This is a genomic window from Mycobacterium sp. SM3041 (genome assembly GCF_039668335.1).
Lineage (GTDB): Bacteria > Actinomycetota > Actinomycetes > Mycobacteriales > Mycobacteriaceae > Mycobacterium.
This window is the reverse complement of sequence record NZ_JAYXBQ010000076.1, coordinates 389,091-411,660: the sequence shown is the minus strand read 5'-3', so window position 1 is coordinate 411,660 and position 22,570 is coordinate 389,091. Positions and strand designations below refer to the sequence as shown.

General features: G+C 67.7%; 19 protein-coding genes. 8 read left to right on the top strand and 11 right to left on the bottom strand.

The annotated features are described in order from the left end of the window. The first annotated feature begins 87 nt into the window (after window positions 1-87). Entirely contained in the window at window positions 88-318 is a 231-nt protein-coding gene (locus tag VXD91_RS27560; RefSeq protein ID WP_318984181.1) for a hypothetical protein, read from the top strand. Window positions 319-391: 73 nt separating this feature from the next. Here VXD91_RS27560 and VXD91_RS27555 read toward each other — a convergent pair whose 3' ends face one another. From VXD91_RS27555 to VXD91_RS27545, 3 genes are all read right to left on the bottom strand, one after another. Next, window positions 392-1,273, bottom strand: coding sequence for a universal stress protein (locus VXD91_RS27555; protein WP_318984182.1), 882 nt, complete (start codon window positions 1,271-1,273; stop codon window positions 392-394). Then, entirely contained in the window at window positions 1,270-3,096 is a 1,827-nt protein-coding gene (locus VXD91_RS27550; RefSeq protein WP_318984183.1) for an amino acid permease, read from the bottom strand. Before VXD91_RS27550 ends, VXD91_RS27555 begins: the two co-directional genes overlap by 4 nt. A gap of 202 nt (window positions 3,097-3,298) precedes the next feature. After that, entirely contained in the window at window positions 3,299-4,531 is a 1,233-nt protein-coding gene (locus VXD91_RS27545; RefSeq protein ID WP_318984184.1) for a helix-turn-helix domain-containing protein, read from the bottom strand. Between the two features lie 116 nt (window positions 4,532-4,647). On the opposite strand from VXD91_RS27545, the gene VXD91_RS27540 reads away from it, so the two are divergent. Further along, window positions 4,648-5,397, top strand: coding sequence for a hypothetical protein (locus VXD91_RS27540; RefSeq protein WP_318984185.1), 750 nt, complete (start codon window positions 4,648-4,650; stop codon window positions 5,395-5,397). A gap of 3 nt (window positions 5,398-5,400) precedes the next feature. Here VXD91_RS27540 and VXD91_RS27535 read toward each other — a convergent pair whose 3' ends face one another. From VXD91_RS27535 to VXD91_RS27525, 3 genes are all read right to left on the bottom strand, one after another. After that, window positions 5,401-6,240 (bottom strand): cutinase family protein, encoded by an 840-nt coding sequence (locus tag VXD91_RS27535; RefSeq protein ID WP_318984186.1) that lies wholly within the window; start codon window positions 6,238-6,240, stop codon window positions 5,401-5,403. Window positions 6,241-6,422: 182 nt separating this feature from the next. Then, complete coding sequence (locus VXD91_RS27530) at window positions 6,423-7,181, bottom strand: sulfite exporter TauE/SafE family protein (RefSeq protein ID WP_318984303.1); 759 nt, start codon at window positions 7,179-7,181, stop codon at window positions 6,423-6,425. 38 nt (window positions 7,182-7,219) lie between these two features. After that, a complete protein-coding gene (locus VXD91_RS27525) occupies window positions 7,220-7,879 on the bottom strand; it encodes an isochorismatase family cysteine hydrolase (RefSeq protein ID WP_318984187.1) in 660 nt (219 codons plus the stop codon). A 135-nt stretch (window positions 7,880-8,014) separates the two neighbouring features. Here VXD91_RS27525 and VXD91_RS27520 point away from each other — a divergent pair, with 135 nt between their 5' ends. From VXD91_RS27520 to VXD91_RS27510, 3 genes are all read left to right on the top strand, one after another. Further along, complete coding sequence (locus VXD91_RS27520; protein WP_318984188.1) at window positions 8,015-9,469, top strand: aldehyde dehydrogenase family protein; 1,455 nt, start codon at window positions 8,015-8,017, stop codon at window positions 9,467-9,469. A 184-nt stretch (window positions 9,470-9,653) separates the two neighbouring features. Continuing rightward, window positions 9,654-11,483, top strand: a complete 1,830-nt coding sequence (locus VXD91_RS27515) for an acyl-CoA dehydrogenase (protein WP_318984189.1) — start codon at window positions 9,654-9,656, stop codon at window positions 11,481-11,483. 153 nt (window positions 11,484-11,636) lie between these two features. Beyond that, a complete protein-coding gene (locus VXD91_RS27510; RefSeq protein ID WP_318984190.1) occupies window positions 11,637-13,250 on the top strand; it encodes a CocE/NonD family hydrolase in 1,614 nt (537 codons plus the stop codon). On the opposite strand, the gene VXD91_RS27505 is transcribed toward VXD91_RS27510, so the two are convergent. Both VXD91_RS27505 and VXD91_RS27500 read right to left on the bottom strand, forming a co-directional pair. Next, window positions 13,237-14,208: an NADPH:quinone oxidoreductase family protein gene (locus VXD91_RS27505; RefSeq protein ID WP_318984191.1), complete on the bottom strand. Its 972-nt coding sequence runs from the start codon at window positions 14,206-14,208 to the stop codon at window positions 13,237-13,239. The two genes, VXD91_RS27510 and VXD91_RS27505, sit on opposite strands and share 14 nt — an antisense overlap. Window positions 14,209-14,265: 57 nt before the next feature. Next, window positions 14,266-15,120, bottom strand: a complete 855-nt coding sequence (locus tag VXD91_RS27500) for an EamA family transporter (protein ID WP_318984192.1) — start codon at window positions 15,118-15,120, stop codon at window positions 14,266-14,268. 69 nt (window positions 15,121-15,189) lie between these two features. Here VXD91_RS27500 and VXD91_RS27495 point away from each other — a divergent pair, with 69 nt between their 5' ends. The 3 genes from VXD91_RS27495 to VXD91_RS27485 are packed head-to-tail and all read left to right on the top strand — an operon-like array spanning window position 15,190 to window position 18,822. Then, complete coding sequence (locus VXD91_RS27495; protein ID WP_318984193.1) at window positions 15,190-16,281, top strand: NAD(P)-dependent alcohol dehydrogenase; 1,092 nt, start codon at window positions 15,190-15,192, stop codon at window positions 16,279-16,281. A gap of 59 nt (window positions 16,282-16,340) precedes the next feature. Continuing rightward, a complete protein-coding gene (locus VXD91_RS27490; protein ID WP_318984194.1) occupies window positions 16,341-17,297 on the top strand; it encodes an alpha/beta hydrolase in 957 nt (318 codons plus the stop codon). Between the two features lie 55 nt (window positions 17,298-17,352). Continuing rightward, complete coding sequence (locus VXD91_RS27485) at window positions 17,353-18,822, top strand: NAD(P)/FAD-dependent oxidoreductase (RefSeq protein WP_346416851.1); 1,470 nt, start codon at window positions 17,353-17,355, stop codon at window positions 18,820-18,822. Between the two features lie 10 nt (window positions 18,823-18,832). Here the strand turns inward: VXD91_RS27485 and VXD91_RS27480 are convergent, their stop codons facing one another. The 3 genes from VXD91_RS27480 to VXD91_RS27470 form a co-directional block, all read right to left on the bottom strand. Continuing rightward, window positions 18,833-19,171: an MmcQ/YjbR family DNA-binding protein gene (locus VXD91_RS27480; RefSeq protein ID WP_346416850.1), complete on the bottom strand. Its 339-nt coding sequence runs from the start codon at window positions 19,169-19,171 to the stop codon at window positions 18,833-18,835. An 86-nt stretch (window positions 19,172-19,257) separates the two neighbouring features. Next, window positions 19,258-20,169, bottom strand: a complete 912-nt coding sequence (locus tag VXD91_RS27475; protein ID WP_346416849.1) for a LysR family transcriptional regulator — start codon at window positions 20,167-20,169, stop codon at window positions 19,258-19,260. A gap of 12 nt (window positions 20,170-20,181) precedes the next feature. Beyond that, a complete protein-coding gene (locus VXD91_RS27470; protein ID WP_346416848.1) occupies window positions 20,182-22,566 on the bottom strand; it encodes a CoA transferase in 2,385 nt (794 codons plus the stop codon). Window positions 22,567-22,570 lie beyond the last annotated feature (4 nt).

The following is a 22,570-nucleotide window of genomic DNA, read 5'->3' as shown; positions in this document are numbered from 1 at the left end:
GATTGCGGGACACGAGGGTCGGAGGTGCGAGCGGCTCGGGGCTGCGGGCACCAATCCTGCACAGGCAACAACACACTGAGGAAATTGATGTCTCGTTCACGTCTGACCAACGCCGTCACCATCCGTCGTCTGGCTGCCGCAATCGGCGCCGGCGCTCTCGTGGCCATGGGGGCCGCCACCGTCGCGGTTGCCGAGCCGGCGCGGGAGAACCCGGTGGGCGCCAATGGCTCGACGACCACCAAGGAGGCGCCTCCCACCGCGCCGCTGACCCCGTCGGCCAGCCCCGTCGTCAAGGCCGCGCCCTACGGTAAGAGCTAGATAGAAGCTCAAAGGCCAACTGTCGCAAGCTGTTCAATACGGCAAGCGATAGTTGGCCTTTCGGCCGACGAACTCAGGCGCGCGGCATGATCATCACCGGGACCGGTGAATGACGCAGGATTTTCGCCGCTGCCGATCCGAGAAACACCCGGGCGGACTGCCCGGCCGCGCCCGATCCGAGCAGCAGCACATCACCTGATGCCCAGCCCGTGTTCTCCACGGCCTGCTGCCAATCCCGCCCGCTGCTGACGACCATGTCCACATCGGGCACGGCCAGATCTTCGCGAATTCTGTTGAGCTGCTTGGTGACATCGTCGGCGGTGCGTTTCGACCACTGCGCGACCACCATGTCCTCGGCACCCGCCTCGAGCGAGGGCCCGCCGAATGCCCACGCGGGCCGGACGGTGTACGCCACGATCCGCAGCTGGGCGTTCCAGTCCTTCGACAGCTCCGCGGCCGCCCGGATCAATCCGTTGGTGTCGGCCTCGCCGCCGTAGGCCGCGGTGAGGCGGCGGATCGGCTCGTGACTGAAGGCGTATCCGCGCGGCGCGATCGCCACCGGCACCTGCGCGGTGTGCACCAGCCGCTCCGTCACGCTGCCGAGAGCAACGCGTCCCAGCAGGCCGGACGACGACGATCCGAGCACCACGGCGCGGGCCTCGAACTCCTGCGCGAGCTCGAGCAAACCGGTTGGGATGGAGCCGGATTCGTGAACCAGCGTGGGTACGTCCGGTCGCCCGGGGAGGCCGTTGACGACGGCCTGCAAGGACTGGGCCGTCTGCGCCTTAACGTGGCGCAGGTATTCCTCCTCGACGGGGTCGTTGCGCGGCGGCCACGAGCGCTCGAGAACCGCTGCCGCGATGACCTTCTCGCCCGTGGTCCTCGCGATCTGCACAGCGAGGTTGATCGGGGCGCTGCCCTGCCGGGAGGCGCTGAACCCGGCGATGATCGTCACGCGACAGGCTCCTCGGCGGGAGTCATCGCGATCACGTTGGTCACCGGGATGTTGTAGTCGGACCGGGCGCGGTCGACCACATCGAAGCGGTGCCAGATCGACTGTTCCGGTGGCTCTGTCGCGATGACGATCTGATCCGGGTGGAATTCGTCCACGCCGGCGGCCAGCGCGCGCAGCGGGCGGTAGTCGCCCAGCTTGCCGTCGGCCTCCAGGTTCGCCGAGTGCAGCGCCGCCAGCGTCTGGTCGAGACGTTGCTGGGCAAGGACTTTGGTGGCCTCCCAGACATCGAGGGGGCTGTGCGAGGCGGCGGCGCCGGTCTCGATCGGGCTGACCGGCACCACCACGTGATAGGTCGTGGCGTTGTCGGCGCCGATGGCGCGCAGTTCGTCGAGCAGCTCCTCGGAGCCGACGGTTTCGTTGGCCAGCACCAGTACCCGGTGCGGCCGCTCGGTCGCGATGACGGGCTCCGGGACCGGCCGGCGGGAGTTGAACCAGCGGTTGGCGAAGAACAGCCCGATCACCACGGCCCAGGACAGCAGGCTCAGCGTCAGGGCCCTTCGGTTGTCTCCGCCCTGGACGTACATCTGAACCAGGATGGCGGTCATCGCCAGCGCCGTGATGATCGACAACACGGGGAACAGCCACATTTTGACCTTGAGCTTGTCGCCGCCGTTGCGGTACCGCAGCACGATCTGGGAGATGGCGATCAAGAGGTAGACGAAGAGGATGACGGCGCCGCTGGAATCCAGCAGGAACTTGAAGATGAAATCGGGCGAGAAGGCCGAGGCGATGACACCCAGGAAACCGATGACCGACGATGTGAGAATGGCGGCCGCCGGAACGCCGCGACGGGTGACGGAGACGAGCTGGGCGGGCGCCTCTCGGCGGGCGGCCAGCACGAACAGCATGCGCGAGGCGGTGTACATGCCCGAGTTCAGGCAGCTCAAGACTGCGGTCAGGACAACCGCGTTCATGATGTGGTCGGCGTAGGGGATACCCATCGCGGTGAAGGCCGAGACGAACGGCGACGCGGCGAGCTGCTTGCCGTTCCACGGCAGGATGGTCACCAGCAGGAACGCCGAGCCGACGAAGAAGACGGCGATGCGCATGATGACCGAGTTGGCGGCCTTGGCGACAGCGCGCTCAGGGTCGGTGGACTCGGCGGCGGCGATGGTCGCGATCTCGGCGCCCACCATCGAGAAGATCACGGTGACGACACCGACGGTGACCGCGGACGAGCCCAGCGGGAAGAAACCGCCGTGCGCGGTCAGGTTGGAGAAATCCATGGATTTGTGCGGCCACAGACCGAGCACGAAACAGGAGCCCAGTCCGATGAACACGATGATGGCCGCGACCTTGATGCTGGCGAACCAGAACTCGAACTCGCCGAACGACGACACAGAGAACAGATTCGTCGCCGTCATCGCGATCAACAGCAGTAGGGCTGTGAGCCATATCGGTGCCGCGGGCAGCCAGTACCGAATGATCTTCGCGCCGGCGATCGCCTCGAATCCGACGACGATCACCCAGAAGTACCAGTACAGCCAGCCGATCGAGAAGCCGGCCCAGTTGCCCAAGGCATTGCGGGCGTAATCGGCGAACGAGCCGGTCGACGGATTGGCCACCGCCATCTCGGCGAGCATCCGCATGATCATGATGATCAGCACGCCGGCGAGCGCATACGTGATGAACGTGCCGGGACCGGTGTCTTTGATGACGACACCGGAGCCGACGAACAGCCCGGCGCCGATCACGCCCCCGATCGCGATCATGGACAGTTGGCGTTGGCTCAGTGCCTTGTTGAGGGTCGGTGTCCCGCTCACGTCGTCTCCTTCGCGCTGCCCCGACGGCGTTGTCAGGGCGTTTTCAGCCCACGCCCAGCGACAGATGTGAGCTGCACCACTATTTGGTGTGTGCGAATACTAAGCCGGTCAGCACGGCATGCGGGGGCCGAAGGAGGCGCCATCTTGTCGGAACATCCGGCCGTTTTTCCGACAGGAGTCGGAAGGCCGCCGGCGCCTGGTATCAGCGGCGGCGCAGTCGGGCCAGCCGGATGCTGAGCATGAGATCGAAGCGGGCTTCGCCGTCGGTGAGGTCGGTGACGTCGTCACCGAGAGCCTGGGTGATCTTCTCCAGGCGGTAGTACAGCGTCGAGCGATGCAGGTGCATGGTGTCGGCCGCGCGCCGGGCATCGCCGCCGGAGGACAGATAGGCCTCGAGCGTCTGGATGAGGTCGTCGCGTCCCTCGGCCAAGAGCGCCGCGACGCCCGGATGGATCAGCGCGTCGAGTTCGTCTGGAGCGTCGGCGAGGCTGTCGGCGACCAGCGCGACCGCCCGCCACGACCCGGCCGCGGTCCAGTCGAGCGCCGCCTCGCCCGGGCCGGCGCCCGCGGCGGCCAGGGTGCAGGCCAGCCGGGCATCCCGAAATGACTGGGCGGCCTGGGCCAGGGGCAGCCGGCTACCGGACCAGCCGATGACCGGCGCGTCATCGAAGGTGGCCCGGATCGACGAGGTCACGGTCTCGGCGAGTCGCTGCGGCGAGACCCGCACGTGCGCGGGGCAGAAGGCGAAGACGCTCACGGGATTGCCGGGCAGGATGAACCAGTTGTGCGTTCGCTCGACGGCGGACAGCCGCAGGCGTAGTGCGGTGAGACGCTGCTCGGTCTCCGCGGCGTCCCCGGACGGGACGAACGCGAAGACGGTGAGCAGGCTGTCCGGCTGTGCCATGCCCTGGGCGCTGAGCTCGAGGAGCACCGCGTTCAGCGGCTCGCCCGCACCGGCCGCCAACAGGCGGGTGAGCACGGCCTGACGCGCGGACTCGACGGCCCGCTCGGCGGTTTGGCGCCGATCCAGGACCGCCACCAGATCCGCGCCGGCCTGGTTCGCCAGGGCACGCTCGGCCGCGCTCAGTGACTGCTCCGGGTCGATCACCCACAGGTAGCCGAAATGGTTCGCGGCCGATCGAACCGGCACGCAGTACCGCGCCACCATGGCGTACTGGGGCAGCGGCGGAATCGCGACGCCCGGGTCGGCGTCATCGATTCCTAGGGCCTGAAGCTCTGCTATGACTTCGGGTTTCGTGGTGCGCTCGAGGAGGCTGTGCATTCGCACGTCGTCGACGGTCCCGAGCTGGCGGCTGAAGGTCATGGGCGTCATCGCCGTGTCGTCCAGCAGGACCGCGCGATTCAGCGATCGGGCCAGCAGGTCGACGATCAGCTGAATGTGGGCACTGGGATCGGTGCCGTGCGGTTCCGCCATACGCTCCCATTCGGATCTGTGTCGGCGGCACTGCGCTCACAGGAACCGCAACGTTTGTTGCCGGTATCGTCGCACGCGCTCCGCGGCGGACGGGGCGTTGACGGTGGAGATGGACGATGTTGCCCGCAATGTGGTCGGAAGTGCGTTGGGCCTTCACGCCGCCGCGCACCTGGCTGCTGGGCGTGGCGGCCAACGTCGTGCTCGCCCTGCTGTGGCTTGCCGTGGAGCCGCTGACCTCCGGGGGACGCCATCACCACGATTGGGTGATCCTGGTCGGCACGTACTTCTCGTCGTTCGTGCTGGCCGACACCACGACAACCAATGTGCTTGGCGCCGACCATGATCGGGTCCGGCAGCGGCTGGCCGAATCGGTGTCGCCATGGCGGATATTGCTGCAGAAGAACCTGGCGCTGCTGATTCTCGTCGGACTTCCGACGCTCGTGGTTGCCGCGGTGCTCACCGTCTGGTTGGAGACTCCGGCCCGGCTCGGTGTGACGATCCCGAATGTCGCGGTGCCGATCGTGTCCTGGCTGGGCGTCGGCAACGCGGTGTCGGTATTGCTGCCGGTTGCTGAAGTGCGGTTGGTGCAGCGGTGGGGCCAGCGTCACGACCGGCGCCGTATCGCATTCTGGCTGTCGTCGCTGGTGCTGCCGTACGTTCTGTATTTCGTCGCCGACCCGGTCGGCGGGGTGGAGCACCGGGAATTGTGGCGGAAGCTACCGAACGCCGTCGCCCATGTTTTCGGTCCCGTCCTCGGCCGCGACACCAAAAGCGCTGTGCACCTTGCTATCGCGGTCGGCGTGTGGATCGCCGGGACACTGTTTGCCGATTGGTGGGTGCGGCGCCGTGGCGTGCAGTTCCGGTAGCGGCTACGGGGCCGGCGCTGCGTCCGGTGCCGTCGCGGCCTGCTCCGGTCCCGGGAGCCACGGTGCGCTCGCCGGCATATGGGCCGGCGCCGCGGTGGACGGCGGAGTCCCGGCGGGCGCGGGCCGACCGCGCCCGGCCTGATCGGCGGCCTGGATCGTCGTCGATGACCACGGCGCGGGTCCGGCCAGTGCGTCGGCCGCCCACCCCGCCTGCAGTTGCCTCACGGCGAAGTTCACGCCCTGGTTGACCAATCCGCTGTCCACGTAACTGTTGTGGGCGTCGAAGCTCGATCCGTGTGCATCGCACACCAGGTCGTTGGGGGCACAGAGATCGGTGGTTTTGGGTTGGTAGACCGGGCCGACCGTGACAGCGGGAGAGCCGATGGCGCGCATGAACCGTGGCGAGGGCTTGCCGAACAAGGCTACGGCGGCAACGTGATCCGCGACGTCGGGTGGCATGGGAGTCGGCACTTCGGCGGCGGAGACGCCGTCGGGAATGGTGCCTGCGGTGACGAAGCCCGCAACGGCGGCGCCCTGTGAGAACCCGCCGAGCACCATCTTGGTCCGGGGACAGGCCGCCGCGGTCGTCACGATTTGCCTACGCGCGTCACGGATTCCGTCGACGGCGGTGGGGAAGTCGGTGGTCGCGGGATAGTCGACCGCGTACACATCAAGGGTTTTCGGGCTGATGGCGGTGCGCAGCGAATCGATGAACGCCGTCCCCACCCCGCCGGGTCCGGGCGCTTCGTCGGTGCCGCGGGCGAATATGACCTGGGCGTCGGGGCATTCGGCCGCGTGTGCTGTCTGCGGTAGGGCCGCGGAGATCAATCCTGGCGGTACCACCAGGATTGCGGCCGTAGTCAGGCTTCTGATGCGGCTTCTGCTTCTGCTTGGCCTCACGGGTTCATGCTGACACACCGGCACCCCATCCGCTCGTTAGCTGGGCCCGGCGCGTTCGAATCGTGACATACCAAAAGTCGGTTATTGCGTGTTAGCGGTGACGAATTCGGCCGATGGCGCGCCGGCTACCGCAGCATCATGACGGTGAACGCGACGACACTGACGACGACGATGCAGGCGCGTAAGGCGTTGGGCGGCAGGCGGCGTCCGATCCTGGCTCCGATGTAGCCGCCGATGGTCGAGCCGACGGCCAGCAGCAGCGCCGGTAGCCAGGCCACCTGGCCGACGATGATGAAGATGATGGCCGCGACCGAATTGACCAGTCCCACAGAGATGTTCTTGACGCCGTTGAGGCGCTGCAGATCTTCTGACACGAACAGCCCGAACAGGGCCATCATGATGATGCCTTGCGCCGCACCGAAATAGCCGCCGTAGACCGCGCACCCGAACACGCCCGCGTAGAGCGGCGCGGCATGGTCGGTGGACCGCGGCGCGCCGCGCCGGGCATCCAGCGCCCGGCGCAACAGGGGTTGCACCAGCACGAGCGCGCCGGCCAGCAGGATCAGCCATGGCACGACCGCGGTGAAGGCGCCGGGTGGCAGTTTGAGTAGCAGCACGGCGCCGACGATCGCGCCGGCCAGCGACACCACCCCGAGCCGGAGGATGCGGGCGCCCTGGCCGCCGAGCTCGTGCCGGTAGCCGTAGGCACCGGTGAAGTTCCCCGGCACCAGGCCGACCGAGTTGGACATGTTGGCCACCAGTGGCGGGTAACCGACGGCCATCAGCACGGGGAAGGTGATCAGGCTGCCGGAGCCCACCACGGCGTTGATCACTCCTGCGGCGACGCCGGCCAGCAGCACCGCCGTGATCGCGAGGGCGGTCAGGATCGCGTCTTACTGTGCGGTCTCACCCCGTGAATTGTTCACTGGCGTTCCTGTGTGGTTGCAGTGGCCCGGAAGAACTGCTCGACGTCCGCGGTCGTGAGCGTCTCGACGCCGATGAGTGCCAGGTCGGCGAGCCGCTCGGGTGTCACCTGGGACGTGGCGTCGGTGACCAGCGCGGCGCGGAAGTCCCGCTCGGAGGCGTCGAACAGGGTGGCGCGGGGACAATTCGGCAGGTTGCAGCCGGCCACCACGACGGTGTTCACCGCGAGGTCGCGCAGATGCACTTCCAATGCCGTGCGGTAGAACGCCGACCACCGTGGTTTGAACATGACGACCTCACCCGGCGCCACCTGCTGGACGCCGCCGGCCAGTAGCGAGTCGTAGTCCAGGGGGTGCGCCAGCAGTTCCCCGGGTACCGCGGCGCCGTCGGTGTGCGGTGCGGCGATCTGCTTGCCGGACTCGATGGCGGCCCGGCGCGGCGGGTCGGCGTCGCTGCCGCCGGGGACGTACAGCCGCACGATGTGCACGATCGGCCGGTGCGCCGCGCGGAACGCCGCGAGCAGCCGGGCCATCGCGGGCACCCGTTCGGCGGTGCCGTCGACCTGCGACGGACCCGAGACGAAATCGTTCTGCACGTCGATCAGCACCAGGGCGCTGCGTGCCAGGTCAGGGGAGGTGTAGTCGTGGCCGGCAGACACGGACCCGATCTTTCCAGACAACCCGCCGGCGTGAGCCACTCTTGACGACCTGATCGCGGCAATGCTAAGCAACTGCACAGCATTTGTTGCGCGCCCACCCCGGGGCGCGGGCTCGCTGACGATGAGAGGCACGCGATGACGCTGCAGTCGGTCTTGGAGGACATCCAGAAGCGCCCGGGTACGGGTGAGCTCATCCCGATCATCGATCCGGTGAGCGAGGAGCAGATCGGCGAGTTCACCGATTGCGGCCCTGAGTTCGTCGACGAGGCCGTCGCCCGCGCCAAGTCGTCCTTCGAATCCGGTGTCTGGTCCGGTCTGCCGGGCCGGGAACGCGCCAAGATCCTGTGGCGCATCGCCGACCTGATCGACGAGCACGCCGCCGAGTTCGCGGCCATCGACTCGGCCAACACGGGCATGATGAAGATGCAGTCCGAGCTCGTCGTGCCGACGTGCGCCGAGTTCTTCCGCTATTACGCCGGCTGGTGTTCGAAGATCAACGGCACCGCCTACGACATCCGCACCAGCGGCATCGCGTCGGACGCCTACGTCGACCAGCACGGCTACACGCTGCGTGAGCCCTACGGCGTCGTCGGCCTGATCTTCCCGTGGAACGGCCCCATCTTCAACGCCTGCGCCAAGGTCGCCCCTGCGCTGGCCGCGGGCTGCAGCAGCCTGGTGAAACCCGCTGAGGAGACCCCGCTTTCGGCGCTGCTGCTGGACCGGTTGATCCACGAGGCGGGCGTGCCCGAGGGGGTCGTCAACCTGATCACCGGGTACGGCCACACCGCGGGCGCCGCCATCACCGCGCACCCCGACGTCGAGAAGGTCGCGTTCACGGGTTCGACGGAAGTGGGCAAGGAGATCGTCAAGGCTTCGGCGGGCAACCTCAAGAAGGTCATGCTGGAACTCGGCGGCAAGTCGCCGGTGCTGATCTTCGACGACGCCGACCTGGACAAGGCCATCTTCGGTGCGGCCATGGGCATCTTCATCCACTCCGGCCAGGGATGTGTGTGCGGCTCAAGGATTTTCGTGCAGCGCGGCGTCTATGACCAGGTGGTCGAGGGTATCGCGAACGTCGCCAACTTCATGAAGTACGGCGGACCGGAGGAAGAGGGCGTGATGAGCGGCCCGCTGATCAGTGCCAAGCAGCTGAATCGGGTTCTGGGCTTCATCGACGAGGGCAAGAACGACGGCGTCGAGATCGTCGCGGGCGGGTACCGGCTGGACCGCAAGGGCTACTTCGTGCACCCGACGGTGCTGACCAACGTCGATCCAGGCATGCGCCTGTACCAGCAGGAGATCTTCGGGCCGGTGGTCAGCATCCTGCCGTTCGACACCGAGGACGAGGCCGTCGCCATGGCCAACGACACGAGCTACGGACTGGCGGCCACCGCGTGGACCACCAACGTCAGCCGGGCGCACCGCATCGTCAAGCGCCTGCAGGCCGGCAGCGTTCAGGTCAACTGCCAGTTGGTCTTTGACCACGACCTGCCGTTCGGTGGCTACAAGCAGTCCGGCTGGGGCCAGGAGTTCGGTCGCGAAGGCCTCGAGGCCTACCTGAAGAACAAGAGCGTGATCGTCCAGTTGTAGCCGGCCCTGGGATTTGTGCACGTTTTTCCGCGCAGACCGCGAAGAATCGTGCACAAATCCCCGGGGGGACGCGGTGTGGTGGAGGTCACATGTGGGTGTGACCTCAGAACCTTCGGGTCCGTAACCGTAGGTTGGCGAGACTTACGGTTGCGTACCTCGTGGCGCGACGCGGATCCTGAGCTGCGTGAGCCACTACATCGCCAATCTGCGCGATATCGAATTCAATCTGTTCGAAGTGCTGCCGCTCCGCGCGGCCCTGGATGCGGGTGGCTACGGCGACCTCGATGCCGATACGGCGCGATCCATCCTCGACGAGATCTCGAAGCTCGCCGAAGGCGTTGTCGCCGAGACGTTTGTCGAAGCCGACCGCAACCCGCCGGTGTTCCTGCCCGACGAGCACCGCATCACGGTGTCCGAGGAGCTGGCCAAGACCGTGCGGGTGGTCAAGGAGGCCGAATGGTGGCGCCTGGGCCTCGATGAGCGCGCCGGTGGTACGCCGGCGCCGGCGGCGCTGGTGTGGGCGACGCAGGAGATGCTCATCAGCGCGAACCCGTCGGCGACGTTCCTGTACGGCCTGGGGCCGGCGATGGCGCACACGCTGGCCGAGGTGGGTACCGAGGAGCAGCAGCTCTGGGCGCGGACGGCCATGGACAAGGGCTGGGCGGGCACCATGGTGCTGACCGAGCCGGACGCCGGCTCCGATGTCGGGGCGGGACGGGCCAAGGCCATCGAACAGCCTGACGGCACCTGGCACATCGAGGGCGTCAAGCGCTTCATCTCCGGTGGCGACGTCGGTGACACCGCGGAGAACGTCTTCCACCTGGTGCTGGCCCGGCCCGAGGGCGCGGGCCCGGGTACCAAAGGGCTGAGCTTGTTCTTCGTGCCCAACTTCCTGTTCGACCCCGAGACCCTCGAGCTGGGCGAGCGTAACGGCGTGTACGTCACCGGCCTGGAACACAAGATGGGCATCAAGTCGTCACCGACGTGTGAGTTGACGTTCGGCGCCCACGGAAAGCCCGCGATCGGCTACCTCGTCGGCGGCGTGCACAACGGCATCGCGCAGATGTTCAAGGTCATCGAGAACGCCCGGATGACGGTGGGTGTCAAGGCCGCCGGCACCCTGTCCACCGGCTACCTCAACGCGCTGGCCTACGCCAAGGAACGCATCCAGGGTGCCGATCTCACCCAGATGGCGGACAAGACCGCGCCGCGCGTGGCGATCATCGAGCACCCCGATGTGCGACGCAGTCTGATGACGCAGAAGGCCTACGCCGAAGGTCTGCGCGCGGTCTACCTGTACACCGCGGCCTACCAGAATGCTGATGTCGCGCAACTCGTTTCGGGTGCCGACGCCGATCTGGCGCACCGGGTGAACGACCTGCTGCTGCCCATCGTGAAGGGCGTCGGCTCCGAGCGCGCCTACGAGATGCTCTCCGAATCGCTGCAGACACTCGGCGGGTCCGGCTTCCTGCAGGATTACCCGATCGAGCAGTACATCCGCGACGCTCGCATCGACGCGCTGTACGAGGGCACGACGGCCATCCAGTCGCTGGACTTCTTCTTCCGCAAGATCATCCGCGACCAGGGCGCGGCGCTGGCCCACGTGTCGAGCCAGATCACCGCAACCATCGATGGTGCCGGGCCGGAGCTCAAGGCCGAAACCGACCGGCTGGCAACGGCTCTCGCCGACGTCCAGGCGATGGCCGCCGCGCTGACCGGCTACCTGATGGCGGCCCAGGGGGATCCCGAGCAGCTGTACAAGGTGGGTCTGGGCTCGGTGCGCTTCCTGCTCGCGGTCGGCGACCTGGTGATCGGTTGGCGGTTGATCCTGGCCGCCCAGATCGCCCTGGCGGCGCTCGACGGCGCCTCCGAACGCGACCACGCGTTCTATACCGGCAAGGTGGCGGTGGCGAAGTTCTTCGCCAAGAACATGCTGCCGCTGTTGACCTCGGTGCGCGGGGTGATCGAGACGCTCGATACCGACGTCATGGAGCTGGAGACCTCGGCCTTCTAGGGATTTGTGCACGATTTTCCGCGTCTGCCGCGAAAAATCGTGCACAAATCGCCAGTAGTCGAACAGATCACAGTTCCGGCCGTCGATTGCCGTGGATCTGGTGCCGCCGTGGAAAATGGTCCAAGGCCCACGACCGGACGAGGAGAGTGTGACGTGCGACGCGACACCCTGGCGTGGCTCGGTGCCCGCGCACTGACCCGCCGGCTGGGTTTGCCGCGGGCCACGAGCTTCCGGGTGGAGCGGTCGCTTCCGGTGCCGATGCGCGACGGCGCCGTCCTGTTGGCCGATCACTACGCGCCGCAGCGCCGCAAGCCCGCCGGCACGCTGCTGATGCGGGGGCCCTACGGCCGCGACGGCCTGCCCAACCGCGTGTTCGCCGGGCTGTACGCGGGGCAGGGCTTCCACGTCGTGCTGCAGAGCACGCGCGGCACCTTCGGGTCCGACGGTGCGTTCGAGCCCGGCCGTCACGAGGTCGACGACGGTGCCGACACGGTCCGGTGGCTGCGTGAACAGCCTTGGTACGGGGGAGAATTCGCCACTGTCGGGGCGTCATACCTGGGCTTCACCCAGCTGGCGCTCCTCGTCGACCAACCCGACGACCTGACCACCTCCGTGATCACCATGGCGCCGCACGATTTCGGACACTCGGTATGGAGCACAGGGTCGTTCGCGCTCGGCGATTTCCTGGGCTGGAGTTATCAAGTGGCCTGGCAGCACCGTGGTGGCTGGATTCGCCAGATTCTCCGCGGCATGGCGACGCCGCGCACCCTCAAGCCGGTGCTGGAGACGCTGCCGCTCGATCCGGCCGCCGCCGAACTCCTGGGCGGACGCACCCCGTGGTTCAACGCGTGGCTCGAACAGCCGGATCCGTCGTCGCCGTACTGGGCCGAGAACGGTGTGGCGGCCGCACTCGACAACCTGCGCGGCCCGGTGCTGCTGATCACCGGTTGGCAGGACGTTTTCGTGGACCAGACCCTCGAGCAATACCGGCGGCTACGGGCCCGCGGTGTCGAGGTGGCGTTGACCGTGGGGCCGTGGACGCACGGGTCCGGTGGTACCGAGGCCATTAAGGAATCCGTGCTGTGGCTGGACGGCTCCCGCCGCGCCGCGGCCCCCGTGCGGATCTGCGTTGCCGGCGGTGACTGGCTCGACATGCAGGAGTGGCCACCGCCGGCTGCCGAACAGGTGTGGCACCTGCACCCTGGCGCGGCGCTGGCCGAGACCCCGCCCGACAGCGGGGCGCCGTCCACGTTCGTCTACGACCCGGCCGACCCGACACCGAGTATCGGTGGGCGCCTTCTGGTTTCCGGCAAGTCGGGTTACATCGACGACACCGCGCTCGCCGAGCGATCGGACGTGCTGACCTTCACCAGCCCGGTGTTGCCTGCTGACCTCGACGTCATCGGAACGCCGTACGTCGAACTGGACCACCGGACCGACAACGCGCACGCCGACGTGTTCGTGCGCATCAGTGACGTTGGGCCCGACGGACATTCGACCAACGTCACCGACGGCTATCTGCGGCTCACCGCGGCCGACGCCCCCGCGGCGCTGCTGCGCCTGGAACTCGACGCGACCGCCTACCGATTCGCGGCCGGCCACCGGATCCGCCTGCTGGTCGCGGGCGGCTGTTTCCCGCGGTTCGCGCGCAATCTGGGCACCGGCGATCCGCTCGGGACCGCCACCGAGATGGTGCCCTCGGTGCACACCATCGCGCACGGCGACGGCGGCCAGTCCCGGCTGGTGTTGCCGGTCAGCGCAACGTGACGACCACTTTGCCCTTGGCGGAACGGTTTTCCAGCGAGGCGATGGCGTCCGCGGCCCGCTCCAACGGATAGACCTCGGGCGCCGGCGGGGTCACCGCACCGGAGGCCAGCAGCGGCTCCAGCTCCTCCCACTGCTCGGCGAGATAACCCGGGTGGGTCATGGCCCACGCACCCCAGCCGACACCCACCGCATCCACATTGTTGAGCAGCAGGCGGTTCACCTTGACCGTCGGAATATCGCCGCCGGTGAATCCCACCACCAGCAGCCGGCCGCCGGGTGCCAGGGACCGAAGAGAGTCGGTGAACCGGTCACCACCGACCGGGTCGAGGATCAGGTCGACGCCGCGGCCGCCGGTCAGCTCTCGCACCGCGTCCTTGAAGCCGTCGGCCAACACGACGTCGGAAGCCCCAGCGGCACGGGCGATCTCGGCCTTGTCCGGCGAGCTCACCACCGCGATGGTGCGGGCGGCGCCGAACGCCGGGGCCAGGCGCAGCGTGGACGTGCCGATGCCGCCCGCGGCGCCGTGCACCAGCACCGTCTCGCCGGGCGTCAGCCGACCGCGGGTACGCAGCGCGCAGTGCACCGTCAGATCGTTGAACAGCAGTCCGGCGCCGGCCTCGAACGACACCGAGTCCGGCAGCTTGAAGACCCGATCAGCCGGTAGTGCAACGACTTCCGCCATCGCGCCCGACAACATGGTCAACGCCGCCACCCTGTCGCCGGCCGCCACGTGCGCGCCCTCGGGTGCGCTGCGGACCACGCCCGCGAGCTCGGCGCCGGGGGTGTACGGCAGTTCCGGCTTGTGCTGGTACAGGCCGCGCGACTGCAGCGCGTCGGGGAAGGCGACACCGGCGGCGTGCACCTCGATCACCACAAGGCCGGCGCCGTCAGGCTCGGGGATGTCGTTCAGTTCGGCCGCCGAGGGGCCTTCCAACCGGGCGATCTGAATGGCGCGCATGGTGCTCTTCTCCTGTAGGCATTGCCGGTGGGTCCCTGTCACTGTCGCATGTCCACGTCACGCTCCGCCGCGGGCACCGAGTAAGAGGCCGGTCACCACCAGTCCGATGCCGGCGATCTCGCCGATCGTCGGAATCTGATGCAGCACGGTGAGCCCGATGAGGCTGGCCGTCACGGGCAACAGTGCCAGCAGGATCGCGAACCTCGCCTGGCCGACCTGACGGAGGACGATCTGGTCGAGCGCATAGGGGATGGCCGTCGACAACAGGCCGACGCCGAGGCCGAGCAGCCAGGTGCGCGGATCGACGAACACCGCCGAGTTCGTGTGGGCCTGGAGGCCGATGATCACCGGGCCCAAAATGGCTGCGGCGGTCGACATTCCGAGGGCGAGCGTGTCGAGACCGCCGTGTGCGTCCGCCACCCGTTTGCCGACCATGATGTAACCGGCCCAGAGCGCCGCGGCAGCCAGTGCCCACGCCACGCCGGCGAGCTCTGAGGTGAATTCGATGCCGGCCAACAGAGCAACCCCGCCAGCCGCGAGGGTGGCAGCCAAAAGATCACGCGGTCTGCGTGACCCGAGCGTGGCCACCAGCGTCGGGCCGATGAATTCGATCGCGACGGCGGTGCCCAACGGGATACGGGCCAGCGCTTCGTAGAACGCGATGTTCATGCCGACGGTGATCAATCCGAACAGGGTCGCGATCGCGACACGGCGGCGCGTCAACGGCATTCGCCACGGCCGGCGCCAGGCCATCAGCACCAGCGCACCGGCCGCGGCCCGGAGCCACGCGACGGTGGCCGGTTGGGTGGTCGAGAAGAGGAACACGCCGATCGCGGCACCCAGGTACTGCGACGCCGCACCGGTGACAAAGACGAACGGGACCGACCATCGGGGCAACTGGCGGTGCGTCATCCGCGCGGCACCCGGCAGTTGTCGATCCCGGTCACCCGGCGCAGATTACCGTCGACCTACCATCCGTGAATGATCGACGCACGTGCCGCCGTGTTGCTCCGCCCGGGTTCGGCCCCTGAACTGACCGATGTCCAGATTCGCGAACCGCAGGGCGGCGAGGTGCTGGTCGGCATCGATGCCGTCGGCATCTGCCACACCGATATCAGCACGGCCGCCCGCTGGCCGGAGAAGCGTCTGCCGATGGTGTTCGGCCATGAAGGCGCGGGCACGGTCCTGGCGGCTGGACCGGACGCTCGCATCGACGTCGGCCGGCGCGTCGTCCTGACGTTCGCCAGCTGCGCACAGTGCGCAGCGTGCGCAGCCGACACGCCCGCCTATTGCGACAATGCCAGTCGCCTGAACATGGCCGGTGACCGCGGTGACGAGTCGAGCGCGCTCCGGCTCGACGGTCAGCCCGTTCGCGGCGGATTCTTCGGGCAGTCCAGCTTCGCCACCCACGCGCTGGCCAACACGTCGAATGCCGTGGTGCTGCCCGACGGCATCGATGCCCAGCTGGCGGCACCGCTGGCCTGCAGTGTGCAGACCGGGGTCGGCGCGGTGCTGAACACACTGGCCGCTGGACCCGGCGATGTGCTGGTGGTGTGGGGCGCCGGCGCGGTCGGTCTCTCGGCGGTGATGGGGGCCCGCATCGCCGGGTGCCGCACGGTCATCGCGGTCGACCCGATCGCCGAACGACGTTCGCTGGCAATCGAATTGGGCGCCACCAGGGCCGTCGACTCGGCCTCCGAGACCCTGCCGGCCGAGATCATGGAGCTCACCGGCGGTGGTGCGACGCTGGCTGTCGACACGACCGCGCGCGGCGACGTCATCAGCACCGCGCTGACGCTGCTGCGCAAGTGCGGCACGCTCGCGCTCGTCGGGCTGGGCGCGCTGACCGCGGAACTACCCGTCGGGCTGATCCTGGCCAACGGGCTGCGGATACAGGGGGTCATCGAAGGCGACAGCGAGCCGCACAGCTTCATCCCGCGGTTGGCCGAACACGTCCTCCGGGGCGAGCTGCCCGTCGACAAACTGGTACGGACCTACCCGTTCGACCGCTTCGCCGACGCCTGGTCGGACGCCGCCGCCGGTTTTGCCGTCAAACCAGTGCTGGTTATTTAGGTAGGCTCGCTGGTACGGGATGTCCCGCCGGCAACGTCGCCGAACCCGAACGGAGCAGCATGACCGCTTTCACTCATTCGCAGCTGGTCAAACCCGGGCGTCCCGCGGCGCTGCCACGAGGCCGTTCCATGGAAATCAAGGCCGTCGACGGTACCCGGCTGCACGCCGAGGTGTTCGGTCCCGAACACGGGCAGCCGATCGTGTTCGCCCACGGCATCACCTGCGCCATCGGCGTATGGGGCAACCAGATCGCGGATCTGGCGAGCGACTACCGGGTCATCGCCTACGACCACCGCGGTCACGGCAAGAGTGAAGCTCCCCGCGGCCGCCACAAGTACAACCTGGACTTTCTCGCGGCCGACCTCGACGCGGTGCTGAGCGCGACGCTCAGGCCGGGGGAGCGGGCCGTCCTCGCGGGGCACTCGATGGGCGGCATTGCCATCACGTCATGGGCGCAGCGCTACCCGCAGCGGGTCACCGAGTGCGCGGACGCCGTCGCCCTGATCAACACCACGACTGGTGACCTGCTGAAGCTGGTCCAGCTGGCGCAGGTCCCGAACTCGCTGGCGAAGTCCCGGGCCTACGCCGCCGGCCGCATCCTCAAGACGTTCGGCGGAGCCCCGCTGGTGCCGGGTTCGCGTAGGGCGGCGCGCCAGTTCGTCGCCATGATCGCTGTCGGACGTGACGCCGACCCCGCAGTGGCCGACTACGTCTACGAACTGTTCATGGGCACCTCCGCAGCCGGCCGCAGCGGATGGGTGAACGCGCTGGTGGACAACCTCGATGCTCATCACATCGGACTCGACAACCTGACGGTGCCGACGCTCGTCATCGGCAGCACGAAAGACCGGTTGCTGCCCATCGCGGCGTCCCGCCGGATCGCCAGGAACGTGCCGAATCTGTGGTCGTTCGTCGAACTGGGCGGCGGTCACTGCGCGAACCTGGAGCGTCCCGAGCAGGTCAATCAGCATTTGCGGGCGCTGCTCGCGGGAGTGGCCCACAGCTCGACGGCCTAGGATCGCCATGTCCTAAGGTGAAACCGGCGGTACCGGATTTGATCAAGGGAGATTCATGACGGCCAGCGACGGCGAGTTCTTCGATGTGCTGATCATCGGTGCCGGTATCTCCGGCATCGGAGCCGCGTACCGGCTGCATCAACGCAACCCGCAGGTGACCTACCGGATCCTGGAGCGGCGGACGCGCATCGGTGGCACCTGGGACCTGTTCCGCTACCCGGGTATTCGATCCGACAGCGACATTTTCACGCTCAGTTTCCCGTACCAGCCGTGGGAGCGGCCGGAGAACATCGCCGACGGCGATCACATCCGCGAGTACCTGACCACCGCGGCACACACGCACGGCATCGACCGTCACATCACCTTCAACACCCATGTGCAGTCGGCCGACTGGGATTCGGCGACCGACACCTGGACGGTGCACGCCGTGGAGAACGGCGAGGCCAGGTCCTACCGCGCCCGATTCCTGTTCTGCGGCACCGGCTACTACAACTACGACAAGGGCTACACGCCCGACTTTCCGGGCATCGACACCTTCGCCGGCGACGTCGTCCATCCGCAGTTCTGGCCGGAGTCACTGGATTACGCCGGCAAGAAGGTCGTGGTGATCGGCAGTGGTGCCACCGCGGTCAGCCTGGTGCCCGCCATGGCGAAGACCGCCGGGAAGGTGACCATGCTGCAGCGGTCACCCACCTACCTGATGTCGCAGTGGCAGATCGACCCGATGGTCAGCTTCATCCGGAAGCTGTTGCCGGACAAGATCGCTCATCGCATCGTGTGGTTCCGCAACGTGCTCATCAGCGTGCTCAGCTACAACCTGCTCCGGAAGTTCCCCAAGGGCGGCCGCCGCCTCATCCGCAACCGGGCCATGGCCGCGTTGCCGCCGGGCTACCCCGTGGACGTGCACTTCAACCCGAAATACGACCCGTGGGATCAACGCCTCTGCGCGGTGCTCGACCGCGACATCTTCACCGCCATCGGTGACGGCCGCGCCGAGGTCGTCACCGACCACATCTCCCACTTCGACGCCAACGGCATCGTGCTGAAATCCGGTGCGCGCATTGACGCCGACATCGTCGTCACCGCGACCGGGCTGGAGTTGCAGGCCCTCGGCGGCATCTCCCTGTCGGTCGACGGGGTCGCGATCACCCCGTCCGACCGCTACGTCTACAAGGAATTCCTGCTCGAGGACGTGCCGAACATGGCATGGTGCCTGGGCTACACCAACGCATCGTGGACCCTGCGCGCCGACATGACTGCCCGTGCGTTCGCGAAACTGGTGGCGTACATGGACTCTCACGGCTACACCCACGCCTATCCGCATCTGGGTGACGTCCCGATGGACGAGAAGAAGACCTTCGACCTCGACGCCGGCTACATCAACCGCAACCCCCACGCGTTGCCCAAATCCGGTACCCATCGCCCGTGGCACGTCCGGCACAACTACGTGCTCGACGTGATCGACCACCGCTTCGACCGCATCGAAGAGTCCATGGTGTTCGGACGGGTGCGGCAGCGGGTCTGAGCCTTCCGGATCAGGATTCCGGCTGCTCGGTGAGTCTGGGCGGGGCAGCCAGTCGCCACGAGTCGGCGAGGATGTCGGTCAGTTCCTGCTCATCGTCGAGCGCCTCCAGCCTGACCCGCACCCACGACGACGCCGCCTCATGTCGCGGCACCCAGAACTTGTGCGGTTCGGCCGCGATCAGCTCTTCGCGGTCGAACCTCGGACAGCGCACCGCAAACGAGGTCTGATCGTCGGGCACCGTGACGAACATCTTGCGCGCCACGTCGAAAGTCGGGTGGCCCCAACGCTCCTTCTCTGTGGTCTCCGGGAGGGACAGCGCGATGCGGCGCACGTCATCGGCATCGAGCACGGTGTGAACCTTCCGGAGCTGCGTTGGTGGAGTTTGTCCGTCGAGGCAGCCTACCGGCGGGCGGTGACAGGTATTTCGCGCGCGACTCAGCGCAGGACAGTGGCGAGCTGTTCGACGAGGGCCTCGATCGCGGCTGGATCGCGCAGCCGGTCCGGCGCCCACGCCAGCGCGATCTTGGCCGGCGCCCAGGTGCTTTCATCGATCGGGATCAGCTTGAATTCGGGCGGCGAGAAGATTCGGCCCAGCGTCGAGGCGGGCGCGTAGCTGACCAGTGCGACGAGATACCGGTTGAACACATGGCTGGCCATCTCCAGCTCACCGCCCAGCTGACTGACGGCGCGCACGATGCGCGTGACGCCGCGTTCGTTGAGGCCCCGCGTCATCTGCGCCAGCACCACGGGATTGGGCCGGGCGAAGTCGATCACGACATCGCGGTCCCGCAGGTCTTCGATGGCGATGGTGTCGTTGGCGGCGAGTGGGTCGTCGAACCGCACCGCCGCCGCGCCCGGATAGGTGGCCACGACCCGGTGCCGGATGCGCTTGTCGGCGGCCGGCAGGTGGATCAGACCGAGATCCGTGTGCCCGGAAACGAGTTTGGCGATGACCTCGGCCGCCGACCCGGGCACGCTGAACTCGGCGGGTATCGCGAGGCCTGCCACCGCTTGCTCGAATCTCGCCAGGAAATCCGATGGCGCGTAGGCGGTCGCATCGATGCGAACGGGGTTGCTCGCCTGCGTGATTCGTGACGCGGTGGCCTTCAGTTCCTCCACCCGCCGCAGGATGTCGCGCGCCGGCTCCAGCAGCTGCATACCCAGCGGTGTCAGGCGGACGTCGTGGTAGGTGCGCTCGAAGAGTTCCCCACCCACTTCGCGCTCGAGTAACTTGATCTGCTTGCTCAGCGGCGGCGGCGTGATCATCAGCCGATCGGCGGCGCGCTTGAAGTGCAGCTCTTCGGCGACCGCGACGAAGTAGCGAAGGCGGGTGAAATCGATTTCCATGGGACGGGGTGGTTACCGTCCCGAATGTGCTGCTGCCGCAGGTACTTCGAGGACGGCGCGGGCAATCAGATCATCGATTGTCTGATCGTCCAGGCCGAGCAGTTCGGCCGCGATCTCACGGGTCTGCTCGCCGAGCAGTGGCGCTTGCCCCAGCGGGGGATCGGGGATCAGGTCAGCGTGGATTTGCACGTTCTCCATCATGAACGGTGCGGTCCCGTGCGGATGTAGTTCCTCCCGGAAAGCCCGTCGCTCGACGTAGTAGTCCCAGGCGGGGACCTCCACCGCATGCAGGACAGCCCCGGCCGGGACGCCCGCCGCCTGCAACCGCGCCATGGCCTCTGCCGGTTTATGCCGGGATGTCCAGGCGCTGAGCGCCTCGTCGAGCCGCCCGCGCTGACGATCCCGCCCGGATCGCGAACCCAGCTCCGCATCGGCAGCGAGATCGGGCCGGTCGATCGCCGCGCACAGCGCTGACCAGTCGGCGTCGTCGCGGACGGTGACCGCGATCCACGTGTCATCACCAGCGCCGGGAAACAGGCCCCACGGTGCGTCATGAGCCGGCTGGTCGTCGCGAGCATGACCGCGCCGGGTGAGCACCTCCCCGGCGATGTCGTCGGCCAGGTGACTGAGCATCACCTCGGCTTGGGCGATACTCGCCGATCCGCCGCCACCGCTGCGTTCGCGGCGCAGCAGGAGCGCGACGGCACTCAATGCCCCGATCCGCGCCGCCACGTGGTCGGGGTACACCGTGACGGTGTCGCAGAACGCATCTGGGTCATCTGGGTAGGTCCACAGCTCGGTGAAGCCCGCCGCGGCGCGGACCAACGGCCCGTAGCCGAGTCGTTTCGCCCATGGCCCGGTGGCTCCGTACGCCGAGCTGTCGACGACGACGATGCCCGGGTTCACCTGCTGCAGTGTCGCGTGATCCATGCCGAGCGCTGCTGCCACACCGGGTTTGAAGTTGCTCAGCACGACGTCGGACTGCTCTACCAGTTGGTGTGCCAGCGCGCGGCCTTCCGCGGACCGGAGGTCGATCCCGATCGACCGCTTGTTGCGGTGACCGGCGGCGTAGGCCTGCGTCATCCGGGTGAGGCTGATGCGGAGCCCGTCAGGGAAGGCGGAGTTCTCGATCTTGACGACGTCGGCGCCGAGGTCGGCGAACAGGCGGCCGGTGTCGCTGCCGACGACGATGACGCCGAGGTCCAGCACGCGCAGCCCCTCCAGGGGCAGTCCGAGGCCGCTGCGGGGGCGCGCGGTGAGCGTGGGGGCGTCGCGGAGTCGTCGCTCACTCGGTGCCTTGATGTTCAGGCTGCTCGCCCGGTGCCCGTCGATCTCGACGACACCGACCGGCACGGGTGCGGTCAGACCGGGGGAGAGCTCCGTCTCGCGGAAGAAACCGCGCGCGGCCACCTGTTCGGTGGACAGCGCCTCGGCCAGGCTCAGCACCGCGGCCGTCGGCACGCCGTGCCGTTGTCCGGCCAGTTCGAGCTCCGCGCGGGTCTTGTCGGCACAGAACTGCTCGATGGCGCCGAAGAGGGTGGCGGACGCGAAACGCTCACGGAGGCTGTTGAACTTGGGGTCGGCGAATTCCGCCGGGCGCCCCATCCACTCGAACATGCCCTGCCACTGGCGTTTTGCCAACACACACATGCGGACGTGGCCGTCCTTGCATTTGAAGATCGGATAGCGCTGCTGCTCGGCGATCCAGTCGCGCTGCTGTTCGCTGATGGGTACGCCGGCCGCCGCGCTGCCTGCCGTGCCGAATGGCGGATCGAGGGTCTGCATCGCACCTTCGAGCACCGAGAAATCGATGAGATCGCCTGTGCCCGTGCGCAGCCGATCCAGGAACACACAGAGGGCGAAGAACGCGGCCTGGGCCGCGGCGACGTGGTACGGCAGGTCCGCGCTCGGTGGCACCAGCGGTGGCTGTCCCGGGATGCCAGAGCGGGACAGCTCGCTGGTCAACGCGTGCAGCACCGGAGTGGTGGCCTGCCAGTCGTGATATCGCGTATCACGACCGAAGTCACTGATGGACAGGATGACCAGTGCCGGATGATCAGCGTGAATCTGGTTGACCGCCAAGGATTCCTCGGCCGCCGATCCCGGACGCGTGTTCTCGATGAGGATGTCGGCGGTCGCCACCAAGTCGGCCCACGCCTGCCGCCCGGCCGGGGTCGACGGATCGATCTCGACCGAAGGGATCCCGTGTCGGTTGATGGCGGTGCCGATGGGCACTCCGTCGATGCGTGGTCCGGTGGTGTCGGTCGCGGTCACACCGGCCAGGTGCACCGACGTGACGTGGGCACCGAGATCGGCCAGAAGCCGGCCGACGGCTGTGATGGGTCCGGCTGTCAGATCGAGTATCTCGATGCCCGACAGCGGCGGGTCGTAGGCCATGGTC